Genomic DNA, 14,410 nt, shown 5'->3' with positions numbered 1-14,410 from the left:
AAAGCCAGACCGGAGCCCCATTCCGCCACTCAGACAGTGACCCAACTCGCAGCGGAATGGGGCTCCGGTCCGGCAGCACACGCTCTCGGTTGCGCCTGGACACCCCTCCCCCTCTATTTCGCCCCGTCGCCATGATTACCGCCCCGAAAAGCCGCCCCGCTCTCCACGATCACCCACCGGAAAACGTCGCCGCACTCTTCGATAGCCCCCTCACCGTCAAGCCCGGTCGCGGCGCCTCTCTCCAAAAACAACTCCTCTCCCGACTCAAACACGCCATTCTCGAAGGCCGCCTGCCCGCCGGTGCCCGACTTCCCGCCTCCCGCACCCTCGCCGAAGATCTCGCCGTCTCCCGGAACACCGTCTCCATCGTCTACGATCAACTCGCCGCCGAAGGCTTCATCGTCCCCCACCGACTCGGTACCCGCGTCGCACAACTCTCCCTCGACCCACACTTCGCCGCCGAAGCCGCCAAACAACAGGCCAACGCGCTCGTGCCCCCGCTGCCGGACGATCTCCCCGCCACACCCGCCGCCTCACGACGCATTCAACGCCTACCATCCACCCGGCACGCCGCCCGCGCCAACGAAACACCCCTCCCGTTCACCCCCGGTGTGCCCGCGCTCACTCGCTTTCCCGCCAGTACCTGGCGTCGCACACTCGAACGGGTCATGCGCGAGGCCCAACCCCGCCACTATCACTATGGCGACCCGCTCGGGGAACCCGCCCTGCGCGAAGCCATCGCCGAACACCTCCGCATCTCTCGCGGCGTGCGTTGCGATGCCTCTCAGGTCGTCATTACGGAAGGCGCGCACGAGGCGCTGATTCTCTGCGTCCGGCTACTCACCGACCCCGGCGATACGGTCTGGATGGAAGATCCCGGCTATCGCGGCGCCAAGGCCGCCTTTCATTCGAGCGATGTTCGCCTCCAAGCCCTTCGTGTCGACGACGAAGGGATCGTGATTCCGGAAGGTCTGTGGGAAACGTCGCCTCCACGGCTGGTGTATGTCACCCCATCGCACCAGTATCCGCTCGGCAGCGTGCTGTCGGCCGCTCGCCGCCTCGATCTGATCGCTCAGGCTCGACATTACGGTACCTGGATTCTGGAAGACGACTACGATAGCGAGTTTCGCCATCAAGGCGAACCCATCGCCGCCATGCAAGGCATGGTGCCGGATAGCCCCGTGGTGTACGTCGGGACGTTCAGCAAGACAATGTTTCCCGCACTCCGCCTCGGCTTCCTGATTCTGCCCGCGACACTCGCCACCCAAGCCCGCGATGCACTCGACGAACTCCTGCGCGGCGGTCATCGCTTCGAACAACTCGCTATGGCTGATTTCATCCGAAGCGGTCAGTTCGCGCGACATCTCGGCCGCATGCGGCGTCTGTACCGGGAACGTCAGACCGCACTGCGTGACGCGCTGGCCTCGTATTTCGACCCGGCGTATGCGGTGATCGGGGAACGCTGTGGCCTACACCTGACAGTGCGGCTCGACCCCGCTTTCCCCGACAAAGCCATCGTGGCCGCCGCACAGCGCGAAGGCATCGGCCCCCGCGCCCTGTCGAGCTTTGCACTCGACCCACAGCCCTCAGATAACGGTCTCGTGATCGGCTACGGCGATACGGATGCTTCGCGTATCCCCAGTCTGATCAAGCGGCTTGCCACCCTCGTGGCAGCGCAAAAGTCAGCGGCAAGTTGATCGCGCCGCCGTGCGGCATTACGCAGTTTGTGCGACTTTCTTGCCGCCTTCGCGAGCCTGTGCAACTCGCGCCATCCACAACGTCAGCAAGACGGCCGCGATGGCGGCGATGGCCGCACACAAGTACACCTCGGCGTACCCATACGCCCCCACGATCAGGCCCGCTACCGGCCCTGTCACGCCAAGCGCAACGTCGAGAAACACAGAGTACGCACCCAGTGCCGCACCACGGTTCTGCGCCGGCACCAAGTTGACGGCCGCCACGCCCAGCGACGGAAACACCAGCGAGAAGCCCGCCCCCGAGAGTGCCGCCCCCAACAACGCGGTGAATCCGGTCGGCGCTATGCCAAGCACGATCAGGCCGAACGCTTCGAGCGCAAACGACACCATCGCAACACGGTAGCCGCCGAAGCGCCCGATGCTGCTGCCAAGCAATAGCCGCACGCCCATGAAGCACACACCGAACGCGGTCAGCGCAAGCGCCGCGTTGTCCCAGTGATGGCTCGCGTAGTAAAGCGTGATGAAGGTGGAGATGGCGCCAAAGCCGATGGAACCCAGCGCAAGGCCCATGCCGAACGGCAATACGCGGCCGAGCACGGCATGGAACGCCAGACGCTCACCGTGGATGACCGGTGTCGCGCGCTTCATGCGCGCCAGCAGCAATCCCACAATGCCGGACAGCGCAATCGCACCGCCCAGCGCTTCAATGCCATAGGCATTGTCGAGCGCGACGCCCAACGGTGCGCCCAGCGCCAACGCGCCGTATGTCGCAACACCATTCCACGAGATAACGCGTGCGGTATGCGACGGCCCCACCTGCCCGATGCCCCACATGATCGCGCCCGTCGACACCCAACTCTCGCCGAAACCCAGCACGAGACGCCCGAGAATCAACGCAAGGAGCGAGAGCCACGCCACGTCGGAGAACACACCGGCCAGCGCCACGAGCAACCCGGATGCGCCGCAGGCCACCAATCCGCACAGCACGGTGCGCTTCGGTCCCCACGCGTCAGCCGTGCGCCCGGCGTAGGGGCGCGAGAGCAGCGTCGCCAGATACTGGACGCTGATGGCCAACCCGGCGACGACCGAACTGTAAGCCAGATCCACGTGCACGAACGACGGCAGCACTGCGAGCGGCAAACCGATCGTCAGATAGCAGAGGAACGTGAAGAACACGGTGGAGACGATCTGCAACGTCGTCGCGAACTGTCCGTTCGAAGGGCGGGTGTCGTTAGGCATTGCACAGGGGATCAAGAATCGACGAAACCCCAGGAAGCGCCAACCCACGCGCCGGGCAAGCATGCGCATAGGTCAACTCGATCCTAGGGTTTTCCCGGATGATACGCCGTTTCGCGTTTTTTGTGTAAACGCTTAAAAAATGACGGCGAACCGGATTTTCAGCTACCGATTGGCCACATTCCCGCGCGCCCGGTCCCTCTCGGCCGCGCCTTCGCGCAGCAGGGGAATGAGCGTCTGGCCATACGCCAGGGTGTCGTCGAGCAGATTCCAGCCGCGAATGTAGAAGGCGCTCACGCCAATGTCGTAGTAACGAAGATAGGCCTGCGCCACTTGCTCCGGCGTGCCGACCAGTGCCGACGTTGAGCCGCCCGCGCCAAGCAGCCGCGTGTACTTGAGCCAGAGGCGTTCGTCAGCCACGTCCTGCTCCTGCGCCACGGCGTCGAGCCGTTTCGCGCCGACGGAGCTGCGTACCGGGGACGAGAACTGCGGGCCATCCGCCTTCGCGGCCGCCTCGAGTTCACGGCGCGATGTCTCGAAGATATGCTCGGCGCGCTCCCACGCCTCGGCTTCGGTCGCCCCAAGAATCGGGCGCTGCGATACGCTGAAACGGACTTGCCGCCCGTGTCGCGCCGCTTCGCCCCGAACCCGCTCGACGAACGCCTGTGTCGGTGCAAGCGGCTCGCCCCAGAGCATATAGATGTCGGCATGCTTGGCGCCAACGCGCACCGCCCCGTCCGACGCCCCCGCGAACGACAGCTCGATCGAATCGGGATGGTGCGGCTTGACCGCCGAAAACGCACCATCGACACGATAGAAGTCGCCGTGGTGAGAGAACGTGGACGGTTCGCGCCACACGCGTTTGAGTACGTCGAGATACTCGTCGGTTCGCACATAGCGGGCGTCGTGCGGCACCTCATCGCCGTCACGACGCTGATCTGCTTCGTCGCCTCCGGTGACGATGTGCAACGCCACGCGCCCTGCCCCGGCCAGTCGCTCCAGCGTGAGCGCCTGACGCGCAGCCAGCGTCGGTTGCGTGAAGCCGGGGCGATGTGCCACTAGCGCGCCGAGCCTCGACGTCTGATACAGCACATAGGCGGCAATCTGGAACGCGTCCGGACGCCATGACTCGTGTCCGATCAGCACACGGTCGTACCCTGCCTGCTCGTGGGCGCGTGCTACCGCCGCGATGTACTCCGGTTCAAAGGCACTGGCGCCGCGCAATCCGGTCGTCTCAGTGACACGGCTGTGCGACACCGTGCCGAGGATCTCGATGGGCATGACAGGTGTTTCCTAAATCAGCATCAATCAACATCGATCAACATCAGCCAGCGTGAACGCAGCCCACGCCGGAAGTCGTTCCATACGCTCACGCGGCAGTGCGGGTGTGCTCGATCTGGCCCTGAATCGTCTGCGGGTTGATCAGGAAGTTGTAGATCGGGCAGGTGCGCTCAACCGCTTCGTGCAGCGCCGCGATCTGTTCGCGCGACGCGGGCGATTCGATATGCGCCGTGTAGCGCACGTTGACCGGATAGACCGGCACGTTCTCGAAACCCGGCTGCCCGGCACGGTGATCGATGTAGGCCGTCACCTCGACATTGATCGCATCGAGCGGCACGTCCTGCAACGCCGCCTGCGTCAGAAAAATGTGCGTGAGGCAGGTACCCAGCACGCCGAGCTGCATCTCCTGCGAACCTGGGCCCAGCGAATGCCCCGCCAGTTCGGGCCCGCTATCGAAGATGATCTGGAAGTCGCGCACGCGGATGCGGCGCACGCCCGTGCGACCTTCGGCGCTCACACGCGCGCTCAGTTGCGCGGGTTGCGAACCGTCGTCGCGAATCTTGTTGCGCCAGCTTGTCACGGCGCCTTTCTTTTGCAGCAGATATTCACGCAAGTTGCTCACGAAAACCTCTTCGATGAAGTCGATGAAATGAATGGGATGAACGGCGCGAGGACAAGGAAAACAGGCGACACCCTCACGCCGTCGCACGCGCGGCAGCCGCCGCCAATACGGTGTTGAAACGGGCATCGAAGACGGGGCGCACCTCCACGGGCCGCGCGATGATGCCGAGCGACGCGAAGCGCTCGGCTTCCTGCTGCACGGTGGCGATGAGCGCGTCGTCGATGGGGGTGAACTGCCCGCCCGTGCGGCTCGCGGCAAGCGCGGCAGCGTCAGGCGACAGACGTGCGGTTTCGACCTGTTTGCCCGCCCATGCCTGCGCATGCGTCCGAACCCAATCGGCAGCGGTCTGTGCCCGCACGAGATAGTCCTGCAAGGCGGCGCGACGGGCGCTGTCGCCAAGCACGGACTTGCTGGCAAATTGGAAGGCGTACGACAGGCGCTGAGGTGTCGCGAGGATGCGCGCCCCGTATTGGCGCTGTGCAATCGCCGCATTCGGGTCCCAGATGCCCCAGGCATCGACCTTGCCGCCGATGAGTCCCGCAAGACCGTCGGCCGGTGTCAGATAGACCGGCTCGATATCCTGCCAGCGCAAACCCGCCTGCTCGATGATCGACACGAGACTATTGTGGAAGCCCGAGCCGCGAAAGACCGCCACGCGCTTGCCCTTGAGTTCGCTGACCTGGTGCAGCGGCGAATCGCCACGCACCAGCAGCGCCCCGTACAGGCCATTGTTCTGTGCCCCCACAACGAAGGCGTTGCCCGGCCGTGCGGCAATCGCCAGCGTTGGTGTGTCGCCCCCCGAGAAAACGTCGATATGTCCGCTGAGCAGCGCCTCAAGCGCTGGCGGCGCCGCATCGAAACTCGCCCACTCGATGCGATAAGGCAGGTCTCGCAACGCACCCGCGATCTGAAGCTGAACGTCTGGGCCGAGACGGCTCGCCAGACCGACGCGCAGCGTCACGCCCGAGGGAATCGCCTGCGCGGCACGAAATTCGTCACGGGAATAGGCACGCCTGGAAACGGCTAGCGGCGGTAAACCAAACGCGGCAGCGCCCGCCAGACGAAGCGCGCCGGAGAGAAAACGTCTACGACCCACGGGGTGTCCTCTACGGTGAAAAACGAATAACCGTGTCGATTACATCATCCGTGGGCCGCGCGCCCAACCAACGATTCGCCACAAGGAATTCCGCGCCCGCCGCATATGCAATCCCGGCAAAGCCATCGATCTCTCGATCGTGACCGCGCCCGGAACCCCTCGTCACATCACACCCACCGCCATCCGCCAAACGTCAGCGCCCGACCTCCGCCAATGCCTTCAGACTCACCGACAGCATGGCGAGATCGGTATTGCCCACGGCCACCTGATCGGCAAGCACGCGGTGATAACGCGCCAACGCCTCGGCATGCGCGTGCTGCCACCCGGCGACCAGTCTGCCTGCCGGACTCGCGTCGGCGACGTCGGCAGCGTGAACGGCGGCCTCTGCCCGCGCCCCGCCGTCGAGCACGCTGGCCGTCAAACGCCGCCTAAGCACCGACAACTCCTCGAGCAACGTGGCACGCGCGAGCCGTTGCCAGTGCGTCTGCATCGGCAAACCCAGTATGCCGGTCTGCAACCAGCCATAGCCGAGCGGCGCATCGAGCGAGAAATACACCTGCGCGGCAAGCGCCGGCTCGCGCGCGCTGGTGCTGGCCACTTCCGCGATGTCGAGCAATGCCATTCGCGCGCCGATCCCCGCCGCCGTTTGTGCAAGCGACAGCGGCACACCAGCGTCGATCATCGCCTGCGCCTTGAGGCGCGCATCCTCAGCCGCCTCACCGCTGACCAACGTGTCGAGCGTCGGCAGAATCGGATCGAGCACACCGCGCAACCGCTCGACGGTCTGCGGCACATCGCCCAGCCGCCGGCGCAGGAACCACAACGTCGCCTGCTCGTGCCATTGTGCGATGGCCGTAAAGAGCGACGCCTGTGTTTCGTGCGAGACCCGTGCGTCGAGCGCATCGACCTCGCGCCATAGCGCATCGAGGCCATAGGCGCCGCGCGCCGCCAGACTGGCCCGCACAACGTCGGCCGGCTCCGCGCCGGTCTCCTCGCTCAACCGGTGCACGAACGTCACCCCTGCCCGGTTCACGAGCGCGTTGGCGTGCATCGTGGCGAGAATTTCGCGTTTGAGCGGGTGACGCAGCATCGCCGCGCCGCATCGGCTCGCCAGCGGCGTGGGGAAGTAGGACGGCAACTCCTCGGCAACGAAGTCGGCATCGGGCAGATCGCTTGCGAGCAGTACGTCGTAGAGCCACATCTTGCTATACGCCATGAGCACCGCGCGCTCCGGCGACGTCAGCCCCGCCCCGGCCGCGCGACGCGCGTCGAGTGCTTCGTCGTCGGGCAGAAACTCAATGGCGCGCACCAGCCGCTGTGCCCGCTCGAGATAGCGCATGAAGCGCGCGTCGTCGTCGAGCGCCGCCGCCGCGCGCAACCGTCCCAGCGACAAAGCCTGCGTCTGCAAATAGTTGTCGCGCAGCACGAGCGTACCAACTTCTTCCGTCATTTCCGCGAGCAACGTGTTGCGCTGCTTGAGCGTCATTTCGCCATCGGCCACCACCAGACCCAGCAGAATCTTGATGTTGACCTCGTGATCGGAGCAATCGACGCCCGCCGAGTTATCGATGGCATCCGTGTTGATGCGCCCACCGTGCTGCGCGTACTCGATGCGCCCGAGTTGCGTGAGCCCAAGATTGCCGCCCTCGGCCACGACCTTGCAGCGCAGCTCTGCACCGTTCACCCGCAGACTGTCGTTGGCGCGGTCACCCACTTGTGCGTGTGTCTCGGGACTCGCTTTCACGTACGTGCCGATGCCGCCGTTGTAGAGCAGATCGACGGGGGCTTTCAATAGTGCGCGCAACAGGTCGTTCGGCGGCATTTCCGTCGCCTCGGTACCGATCAATTCACGCACCTGCGGTGAGAGTGCAATCGCCTTGGCCGTGCGGGGAAACACACCGCCGCCCTCCGAGATGAGACTCGTGTCGTAATCGGCCCAACTGGAGCGTGGCAGCCGGAACATGCGCTCGCGCTCGGCGAACGACGTCGCCGCGTCGGGGTTCGGGTCGAGGAAAACGTGCCGATGATCGAACGCCGCCACGAGCCGGATGTGTTTCGAGAGCAACATGCCGTTGCCGAAGACGTCGCCCGACATGTCGCCGATGCCGACGACGGTGAAGTCCTGCGTCTGGGTGTCGACGCCGATCTCGCTGAAGTGACGCTTCACCGACTCCCAGGCGCCGCGTGCCGTGATGGCCATCTTCTTGTGGTCGTACCCGACCGAGCCGCCCGACGCGAAAGCATCGCCAAGCCAGAAACCGTACTCCGCCGAAATGGCATTGGCGTAATCGGAGAAGGTGGCCGTGCCCTTGTCGGCCGCGACCACGAGATAGGGGTCGTCGCCGTCGATACGCACGGTTTGCGGCGGCGGCACCAGCTGGCCGTCGACATAGTTGTCGGTCAGATCGAGCAAGCCGCGCAGGAACATCTGGTAACACGCCACGCCCTCGGCCAGATAAGCATCCCGGTCGCCCGGCGACGGCGGTTGTTTCACCACGAAGCCGCCCTTCGAGCCGACCGGCACGATCACGGTGTTCTTCACCATCTGCGCCTTGACCAAACCCAGTACCTCGGTGCGGAAGTCCTCGCGGCGATCCGACCAGCGCAGGCCGCCACGCGCGACGCGTCCGCCGCGCAGATGCACACCTTCCACACGTGGCGAGTACACCCAGATCTCGAACATCGGCTTCGGGTCGGGCAGGCCCGGTACCTTCGATGGATCGAACTTGAACGACAGGTATGTCTTTTGCGTGACACCGTCCTTGCCCGTCTGGAAGTAGTTGGTGCGCAACGTCGCTTCGAACACGCCAAGGAATTGACGCAGAATGCGATCTTCGTCGAGATTGGGAACGTCTTCGAGCGCCGCATGAATCTGTGCGCGCAGCCGCTCTGCCTGCGACGAGCGCATAGGCTCGCTCAGCGCCGGATCGAAACGGGCGAGGAACAGACGCACGAGCACGCCGGCAATCGACGGGTTTCCGGTCAGCGCACTCTCGATATACGCGTTGCTGAAGGTCGAACCCACCTGACGGATGTATTTCGCGTACGCCCGCAGAATACGCACTTCTCGCCACGTCAGCCCGGCTTGCAAGACCAGACGATTGAGGTCGTCGTTCTCGACATCGCCGGCCCAGATGCGCGCGAAGGCATCTTCGAAGCGCGAGCGGGCGTGCTCGAGATCGACGTCTGCACCATCCAGACTCGTCATACCGAAGTCGTGCATCCAGACGGCCCCCGTGTCGGCAGGCTCGATACGGTACGGACGCTCGTCATTCACCCGCACGCCGAGGTGCTCGAGCATTGGCAGGCTGCGCGAGAGCGCGATAGGCTCGCCCGCCTGATAGATCTTGAAGCGCAACGTGCCAGACGAGGCCTCCAGCGGCCGGTAGAGCTGCATGGCGAGCGGTGTAGCGCCGCTGGCACCGGCGCGGGCCGTCGGCGTGGCTGCCAGCAGCGGCTCGATCAACTCGACGTCGCGCACCGCCACGCGGGCGGCGTAATCTTCGCGATACCCGGCAGGGAACGCCTGCGCGAAGCGCCGCAGTGCACGCGTGCCGCGCTCTTCGCCCAACTGTTCGCGCAGTGCGTCGGACAGGTCGTCCTGCCAACGGCGCGTCGCCTCGACGATGCTCGCTTCGAGTTCGTTGACATCGACGTCCGGCACGTGTCCCGGCTCGGTGCGCACGGTGATGTGAATACGCGCGAGCATCGACTCGGAGAGTTGCGGCGTGAATTCCACGCTCGTGCCGTGATAGGCCGTCTGCAACAGGTTCTGCACGCGCACGCGCAGATCGGTGTTGAATTTCTCGCGCGGCACGAACACCAGACACGACACGAAGCGGTCGAAGCGATCACGTCGCACGAACAAGCGCGTGCGCTGACGCTCCTGCAATCGCAGAATGCCCAGCGCGATATCGGCCAGTTGGTCGACTTCGATCTGAAAAAGTTCGTCGCGCGGATATTGTTCGAGAATCGTGGCGAGCGTCTTGGCCAGATGCCCGTTCGGCAGGAAGCCGGTGCGCCCGATCACCTCGGCGACCTTGCGGCGCACGAACGGAATTTCGTCGACCGGCACCATGTAGACAGTCGACGTGTAGAGCCCCAGGAAACGACGCTCGCCGCACACGCGCCCCTGGGCGTCGAAGCGTTTGACGCCCACGTAATCGAGATAGCCGGGGCGGTGCACGCTGGCCCGCGAATTCGCCTTCGTCAGAAAAATTGGCGCACTCTGCCGCACGATGCCGATGGCGCCGGGCGACAGACGGGTGACGTCGGGGGTGCTGGCGTCGCGCCGCGCCTCTCGAAGCACGCCCAGACCGGTGCCCACCACCCCTTGCAGATAGTGCTCGCCGTCGCGCTCGATCAGTTCATAGTCTCGATAACCGAGGAAGGTGAAGTGACGGGCAAGCATCCAGCCGATGAATCCATGCGCTTCGTCGATCTCCGCCCGCTCCTGCGAACTCACGCCCTTTCGTCCGGCATGCTGCACGAGAGCTTCGATGGCCGCATGAGCCGCCGCCTGCATCGCGCGCCAGTCTTCGACAGCAGCGCGCACGTCGCCAAGCACACGTTGCAGGCCGTCCGCCAGCGCCTGAATGCGCTCGGGCTCGGAGAAGCGGTCGACTTCTATATGGATATACGATTCGAAACGGCCGTCGTCGGCCGTGGTGTCGCTGTCGCTCTGTGGCGCCACATCCGACGCACCGGCCGCCAGCAATGCCCCCACGTTGCTCCCGCCATTGGACGGAACATGCGTGCTTCCAGGCTCGGGCCGAACGAGGCCGCTGCCCGGCACCACCGCGAGGCGCTTGCCTGCCGCGTCGCGCCTGATACGGTAGACCGGATGAAACGCGGAGTGCAGGGCCAGCCCCTGCCGGTTGATCTCCATCGTCACGGAATCGACGAGAAACGGCATGTCGTCGTTCACGATTTCGATGACGGTATGGCTGCAATGCCAGCCGTGTTGATCGAGCGTGGGGTTATAGATGCGGATGCGTGGCTCGCCGGAGACGAATTTCTGGCCGAGTTGCCAGTGCGCCATCGCCGCGCCATAAAGATCGGCGACACTGCGCGAGACGACATCGTCGGCATCGGCCAGACCGTAGTAATGCCGTACGAAGGGTTCGAACAGCGCAGCCACCTCTGGCGCACGCTCCCGGGCCATCGTGACGACTTCCGCCATGTGCTGGCGGACTTTCTCTTCCGAATTCACGGGCATGGGCAACCTCAAGCGGGAATGGACGAGACATCGACAGGCAGAGCCATGCTACGCCCGGCAGCCCCAGGCTGGCAACGTCGCGAACCCTGACGCGAGCGCAACAGGCCCAACCCGACCGGTATAATTGCGCATGAACTCAAAAGCCACCGAATCGCGCAACGACAGCGCCCCCTTCTCGAGCCTGCCGCTCTCGCCTGCCATGCAGGAGAACCTCGCACGGCTCGGTTACGTCTCGATGACGCCCATCCAGCAGGCGTCTCTGCCCGACATCCTCGCCGGCCACGACATCATCGCGCAGGCCAAGACCGGCAGCGGCAAGACCGCCGCGTTCGCGCTGGGCGTGCTCCGGCGCGTCGATGCCCGCGATTTCGCGGTGCAGGCTGCCGTGCTCTGCCCCACGCGCGAACTCGCCGAGCAAGTCGCGCAGGAGGTACGCCGTATCGCGCGCGCCGAAGACAACATCAAAGTGCTTACCCTGTGCGGCGGCTCGCCCCTGCGCCCGCAGGCGGAAAGCCTCGCCCACGGTGCCCACGTGATCGTCGGCACGCCGGGGCGCATCATGGATCACCTGGACCGCGGCACGCTCTCGCTCGCCAACATCAAGACGCTGGTGCTTGACGAAGCCGATCGCATGCTGGATATGGGCTTTTTCGACGACATCGCCACGGTTGCGCGTCAAACGCCCGCTTCGCGTCAAACGCTGCTCTTCTCCGCCACGTACCCGGAAGGCATCGGCAAGCTCGCTCAGCGCCTGCTGCGCACGCCGCGCGAGATTCGTCTGGAAGAGAAGCACGACGCGAGCAAGATTCGCCAGCGCTTCTATGAGGTGAGCGAGAACGAGCGTCTGCACGCCGTGGGGCAACTACTCGACCATTTCCGGCCGGTGAGCACCATCGCGTTTTGCAATACGCGAGCGCAATGCCGCGATCTCACCGACGTGCTGCACGCCGAGGGGTTTCACGCCCTGATGCTGCACGGCGATCTGGAACAGCGCGAGCGCGATCTGGTGCTGATCCAGTTCGCGAACCGTAGTTGCTCCGTGCTGGTGGCCACCGACGTGGCGGCGCGCGGGCTGGACATCGCGCAGCTCGAAGCAGTTGTCAATGTCGACGTGACGCCCGACCCCGAGGTGTACGTTCACCGCATCGGCCGCACAGGCCGCGCCGACGAGGAAGGCTGGGCGTTCAGTCTGGCATCGATGAACGAGATGGGCCGCGTCGGCAACATCGAGGCCGCACTGGGCCACGAAGTGCCGTGGCACAAGCTCTCGGAACTCACCCCGTCGGGCAGCGGGCACCTGCTGCCGCCGATGGTCACGCTGCAGATGCTTGGCGGCAAGAAGGACAAGATCCGTCCGGGCGACGTGCTCGGCGCCCTCACCGGCGAGGCCGGTTTTGCCGCCGCCCAGATCGGCAAGATCAACGTGCTGGAGAACTTCACGTATATTGCCGTGGATCGCGACATCGCACCGACGGCATTGCGCAAGCTCGCAGATGGACGTGTCAAGGGCCGCAAGGTCAAGGTAAGATTTCTCCAGGATTAAGGTTCCTAAGGTTCGGTTCGTTACCCGCCGGGTTCGTCACCATCCGGATCGTCCCCTGAGCGCCGCGCGCGACAAGGAGGCTGCAATGAGGTCACTGCGTACCCTGTGGTTCTCCCCTGTCGCGAGTCTCGCTCGGCGTTCGGCGCTGACGGCGCTGATGGCACTGGCCGTCGGCTGGCTGGCAGCGTGCAGCACCAAGGGCGTACCGCCCAACCCCACCCTTACCGAAGACACCCTCGACGAGTACGCCATCGTCATCGTCGGCCTCGACACGCCGCTGCAAAGCACGTGGGGTCCGTGGACTTTTTCGGACGTCTCTCAGACGGTCAACGGCATCATCGGCGGCAAGGTCACACGCACGCTCAACAGCAATCCGCCCACGCGCGGCTTCGTCGCCATGCGCGTCTCGCCGCTCATGCGCAACGAGCGCTTCGGACCGATGGAATTCACCCCCGCCGACAACAGCTATCGCTTCCGCTATTGCAAGGGCCGCAAGGTGCCGACGGTGCAGGTCCGCCGGGGCGACGTGATCTACGCGGGCACGCTGGTGCTCGACAGTCACGACGGCAAGGTCTGGCTGCGCACCGAGTTCGATATGGCCGGTGCGCGGCGTTTTGTACAGGCAAACTATCCCTCGCTCGCCGACAAGCTTCAGGCCCAACCGTTTACCTACTTTGAAGTGAAAAGCGAGCCGGGCTGCCGCTGACCCCGCCGGGCGGGCTTACCCCTCGTCGGCGTGCTCGCCCGGCGTGAGCACGATCTCCCGTCCCTCGCACAACGCTTCGGCACGTTCGCTGAGTTCGCTCGCGACGTCTGCCAGATGCCGCCGCAGCGTGTCTGCCAGCACGGACTCGGGCTGGTGCGCGGGGCGCAACATCTCCACCGGAAATTCAATGGCCGGCGCCACGCGGTACAGGCGCTGCGTCTGCACATGCGCACTCGCCGCCGTGAACTGGTCGAGCAACGCGTAACCCAGACCATGCTCGACGAGCGCCGCCGCCAGCGAATACGTCTGCACCATCAATTCGGCGTCCTGCAATAACGCCGTCTGATCCAGACGCTCGTTGATCAGCGCACCCAGTGGCGTGTCGTCGTGCAGCTTGATGAGATCGCGCCCGGCGAGTGCATCGGCACTTGCCGCACCGCGACGCGAGAGCTTCGGCCACGACGCAGGCACCGCCAGCACGATATGTCCCTGCGCCACCGGCCGGCTCACGATGCCCGCCGCCATCGGCGGTGCCGAAACGATGCCGACGTCGACCGAAGACGTCAGGATCGCGGTAATCGTCTCGGTGGTGTGATGCGTGATCAGTTCGAAGACAACATCCGGATGCGCGCGACGCATGCGCTCGATGGCAGCAGGCAACAGGCTCTGCGCAAGACTCGGCGTCGCCGCAATGCGCAGATGACCCACGCCATGCTGGCGCAGGTTACGCGACGTGGTGCGCAGCCGCTCCAGATCGCTGAAGATGCGTTCGACGTCGGGATACAGCCGGCGCGCTTCGGCCGTTGGGACGAGCCGGCCCTTGATGCGGTCGAACAGCTTGAAGCCCAGTTGCTGCTCGGCGTGCTGCAACACGCGCGAGACGACGGGTTGCGATACGTTAAGCAATTGCGCCGCGCCACTGGCCGAACCGGTCAGCACCACCGCGCGAAACGTCTCGATATGCCGCAATTTCATGCCTGACGCCGTCCCCCTGTTCCAGATACCGGATTG

At 64.9% G+C, this 14,410-nt stretch carries 9 protein-coding genes; 3 read left to right on the top strand and 6 right to left on the bottom strand.

Annotated features, from left to right (window positions below; translation table 11 throughout):
- The first annotated feature begins 131 nt into the window (after positions 1 to 131).
- Positions 132 to 1,697: a MocR-like pyridoxine biosynthesis transcription factor PdxR gene (gene pdxR, locus PHO31112_RS20535; protein WP_150622551.1), complete on the top strand. Its 1,566-nt coding sequence runs from the start codon at positions 132 to 134 to the stop codon at positions 1,695 to 1,697.
- An 18-nt stretch (positions 1,698 to 1,715) separates the two neighbouring features.
- Here pdxR and PHO31112_RS20530 read toward each other — a convergent pair whose 3' ends face one another.
- The 5 genes from PHO31112_RS20530 to PHO31112_RS20510 form a co-directional block, all read right to left on the bottom strand.
- Positions 1,716 to 2,936 (bottom strand): MFS transporter, encoded by a 1,221-nt coding sequence (locus PHO31112_RS20530; protein WP_150622549.1) that lies wholly within the window; start codon positions 2,934 to 2,936, stop codon positions 1,716 to 1,718.
- A gap of 162 nt (positions 2,937 to 3,098) precedes the next feature.
- Complete coding sequence (locus PHO31112_RS20525; RefSeq protein WP_150622547.1) at positions 3,099 to 4,214, bottom strand: LLM class flavin-dependent oxidoreductase; 1,116 nt, start codon at positions 4,212 to 4,214, stop codon at positions 3,099 to 3,101.
- 88 nt (positions 4,215 to 4,302) lie between these two features.
- Entirely contained in the window at positions 4,303 to 4,836 is a 534-nt protein-coding gene (locus PHO31112_RS20520; protein ID WP_150622545.1) for an OsmC family protein, read from the bottom strand.
- Positions 4,837 to 4,909: 73 nt separating this feature from the next.
- The gene (locus PHO31112_RS20515) at positions 4,910 to 5,932 is read right to left on the bottom strand and encodes a PhnD/SsuA/transferrin family substrate-binding protein (protein WP_150622543.1); all 1,023 of its coding nucleotides are present in this window, start codon (positions 5,930 to 5,932) and stop codon (positions 4,910 to 4,912) included.
- A 193-nt stretch (positions 5,933 to 6,125) separates the two neighbouring features.
- Positions 6,126 to 11,150, bottom strand: a complete 5,025-nt coding sequence (locus tag PHO31112_RS20510) for an NAD-glutamate dehydrogenase (protein ID WP_150622541.1) — start codon at positions 11,148 to 11,150, stop codon at positions 6,126 to 6,128.
- Positions 11,151 to 11,280: 130 nt separating this feature from the next.
- Between PHO31112_RS20510 and dbpA the strand changes: the two genes are divergently transcribed.
- Positions 11,281 to 12,693 carry an ATP-dependent RNA helicase DbpA gene (gene dbpA, locus PHO31112_RS20505; protein WP_150622539.1) on the top strand — a complete coding sequence of 471 codons (1,413 nt, stop codon included), beginning with the start codon at positions 11,281 to 11,283 and terminating at the stop codon, positions 12,691 to 12,693.
- A gap of 85 nt (positions 12,694 to 12,778) precedes the next feature.
- Entirely contained in the window at positions 12,779 to 13,399 is a 621-nt protein-coding gene (locus PHO31112_RS20500; protein WP_150622536.1) for a hypothetical protein, read from the top strand.
- Between the two features lie 15 nt (positions 13,400 to 13,414).
- On the opposite strand, the gene PHO31112_RS20495 is transcribed toward PHO31112_RS20500, so the two are convergent.
- Positions 13,415 to 14,374 (bottom strand): LysR family transcriptional regulator, encoded by a 960-nt coding sequence (locus PHO31112_RS20495; protein WP_150622534.1) that lies wholly within the window; start codon positions 14,372 to 14,374, stop codon positions 13,415 to 13,417.
- Positions 14,375 to 14,410: the final 36 nt, after the last annotated feature.

The sequence above is a fragment of the Pandoraea horticolens genome (genome assembly GCF_902459555.1).
GTDB lineage: Bacteria > Pseudomonadota > Gammaproteobacteria > Burkholderiales > Burkholderiaceae > Pandoraea > Pandoraea horticolens.
This window is presented reverse-complemented; position numbering and strand designations above follow the sequence as displayed.